Genomic DNA, 2471 nt, shown 5'->3' with positions numbered 1-2471 from the left:
GAGAATGATCATGCGCTTCTTGATTGCAGCACTGTCGATCGCAGGACTTCTGGTCAGCGCCACCGTCGCCAAGGCCGACAAGCGTGTCGCCTTCGTGGTCGGCAATGGCGCCTACAAAAACGTGGCGGCATTGCCCAACCCGGCGATCGACGCCAAATCGATGGCCACGGTGCTGCGCAATGTCGGCTTCGACGTCGTCGAAGGCACCAACCTCACCCGCGACAAGATGACGGAGCGGTTGCTCGAATTCGGCAAGAAGGCCGAGGGCGCCGATGTCGCGCTGTTCTTCTATGCCGGGCACGGCATCGCCATCAACGGAACCAACTATTTGCTGCCGGTGGACGCCGACATCAAATCCGAAATGGACGTCAAGCTCGGCAGCGCCATCAACATCGACCTCACGCTCGAGCAGACCATGGCCGACGCCAAGGTCAAGCTGGTGTTCCTCGATGCCTGCCGCGACAATCCGTTCGCCTCCAAAATCAAGTCGAACAACGCGACCCGCAGCCTCTCGGTGCAATCGGGTCTCGCCGAGATGAAATCGGGCGAGGGCACCCTGATCGCCTTCGCCACCGGCCCCGGGCAGACCGCGCTCGACGGGCAGGAAGGCACCAACAGCCCGTTCACCCGCGCGCTGATGGCCAACATCACCGCGCCCGGCGTCGAAATCCAGCAGGCGATGACCAAGGTCCGCGCCCAGGTCAACGAAGAGACCAGCAAGAACCAGCTGCCATGGGGCCACACCAATCTGATCGGCTCGGTGTACCTCAATCCGGCGCCGGTCGCCGGCGCCGATGCGCCGAATACCCCGGCCGTCACCGCCGGCGCTGCCTCGGAAGTCGAACTCGAGTTCTGGCGCTCGATCAAGGAATCCAACAAGCCGGAAGAACTCAACGCCTATCTGACCAACTATCCGAACGGCACCTTCAAGCCGCTGGCACTGGCCCGCATTGCCGAACTGCAAAACGGCCCGTCGACCACGACCCGCAACCTGACCACCGGCATCGATCCGGCGACCTTCACCGCCGCGGCCGACCAGACCAGCGAAGACCAGATCGGCCTCGACCGCAGCCAGCGCCGCGACGTGCAGCGCCGCCTCACCGGCCTCGGCTTCGACGTCAAGGCCAGCGGCAAGTTCGACGAAGCGACCCGCACCGTGATCTCCCGCTGGCAGGCCGCCCGTGGCTATCCGCAGACCGGCTTCCTCAACACGCTGGAGCACAAGGCGCTGGTGTCGGAGATCGCCTCGACCAAGGTTGCCTCGGCCGATGACGACTCTTCCGACGACGAGCCGTCGCGTCATTCCCGCCACTCCGGCGGTGGCGGCGGCCGTCGCTATCATCGCGGCGGCGGCGGACCGGGTGGCTTTTTCGGCCACGTGATGGGCGGATTGTTCCGCTGAACGCTGCGCAAAATCGAATATCGCGACAACAGGCGGCCCTCGGGCCGCCTGTTTGTTGGCGCGGTCGCAAAGCGGTCGCGGCAGCGCCGATCTGCGGCCAATAAATCGACCAGATGGCTACGTAACAGCATGGCTCAACAAGAAAGAAAAGCGAGGCAAGTTGGCTGCGTTCCAAACCCCGAAAAGACCGTTTGACTATCAGGGGTATCGCCCGGCGGCGCCGGATGGCGCGGGCAGCTGGATGCCGGTTTTGATCGCTGCTGCCCTGATCGCGACCGCGATTTTACTGGCGGCGCTGATTACCACGGTCGGCACTCGGTTCGCCGGAATGGACAGCCCTTCCGAGGACAGCGTATGGCTGATCGATCGGCTGACCGGCAGCGTCTACAAATGCCAGGCCTCCGAGCACGGCAAGGCGTTGTGCGATCCGGAGATCGCGACGGGGAGCATCGGCGAGCGGCCGAAACACTAGCGCCGTCATCGAGCAATCCGGAATGGCTGCTGCGCGCGGGGCGGTCCGAGTCGTCGATGATATTTCGCTCCCCGTGGGTCTGCGAATCCGATTAAATGCCGCCGTTATGTCCCGGACCGCCAACATTCATCCCCTGACCAAAGCCGAGGCCAGGCGCATCTGGCTGCGTGCCCAGCGGCTCGACAGCCAAGTGCCGTTCGGCGAGGGGCCGCAGGCGACAGCGGCCGCGGTGGAACATCTGGGCTATGTCCAGATCGACACCATCAATGTCATCGAACGCTCGCATCACCATATCCTGTGGAGCCGGATCCCCGCCTACCGGCGCGCGGATCTGCGTCAGGCCCAGAGCATCGACAAGAGCGTGTTCGAATACTGGACCCATGCGCTGTCCTACGTGCCGGCCAAGGACTTGCGCTTCTTCATGCCGGCGATGAAGCTGCACAAGCGCGAGGGACACCGATGGTTCGGTTCGGTGACGCCCGCCGACACGCGCAAGGTGCTTCGGCTGGTGCGGCGCGACGGCGCGCTGACCATCCGCGACATCGACGACGATGTGCTGACCGAAAAGGAGCATCTGTGGGCCAGCCGCAAGCCGTC

3 protein-coding genes are annotated in these 2471 nt (G+C 64.2%); all 3 read left to right on the top strand.

Annotated elements, in window-relative coordinates; translation table 11 throughout:
- Positions 1-10 precede the first annotated feature (10 nt).
- Positions 11-1402, top strand: coding sequence for a caspase family protein (locus GSQ88_RS17755; protein ID WP_174248046.1), 1392 nt, complete (start codon positions 11-13; stop codon positions 1400-1402).
- Positions 1403-1457: 55 nt separating this feature from the next.
- Positions 1458-1874 carry a hypothetical protein gene (locus GSQ88_RS36095; protein WP_349628225.1) on the top strand — a complete coding sequence of 139 codons (417 nt, stop codon included), beginning with the start codon at positions 1458-1460 and terminating at the stop codon, positions 1872-1874.
- A 106-nt stretch (positions 1875-1980) separates the two neighbouring features.
- Positions 1981-2471, top strand: a 491-nt coding sequence (locus GSQ88_RS35725) for a DNA glycosylase AlkZ-like family protein (protein WP_246784852.1), incomplete at its 3' end; no start/stop codon positions are given.

The organism is Bradyrhizobium sp. S69 (genome assembly GCF_009766005.1).
GTDB lineage: Bacteria > Pseudomonadota > Alphaproteobacteria > Rhizobiales > Xanthobacteraceae > Bradyrhizobium.
The sequence above is the reverse complement of the archived record's forward strand: the minus strand, read 5'-3'. Positions and strand labels throughout refer to the sequence as shown.

Excerpts from the sequence above, each read along its gene's own strand:
- GSQ88_RS17755 (WP_174248046.1), top strand. The coding sequence starts at position 11 with ATGCGCTTCTTGATTGCAGCACTGTCGATCGCAGGACTTCTGGTCAGC.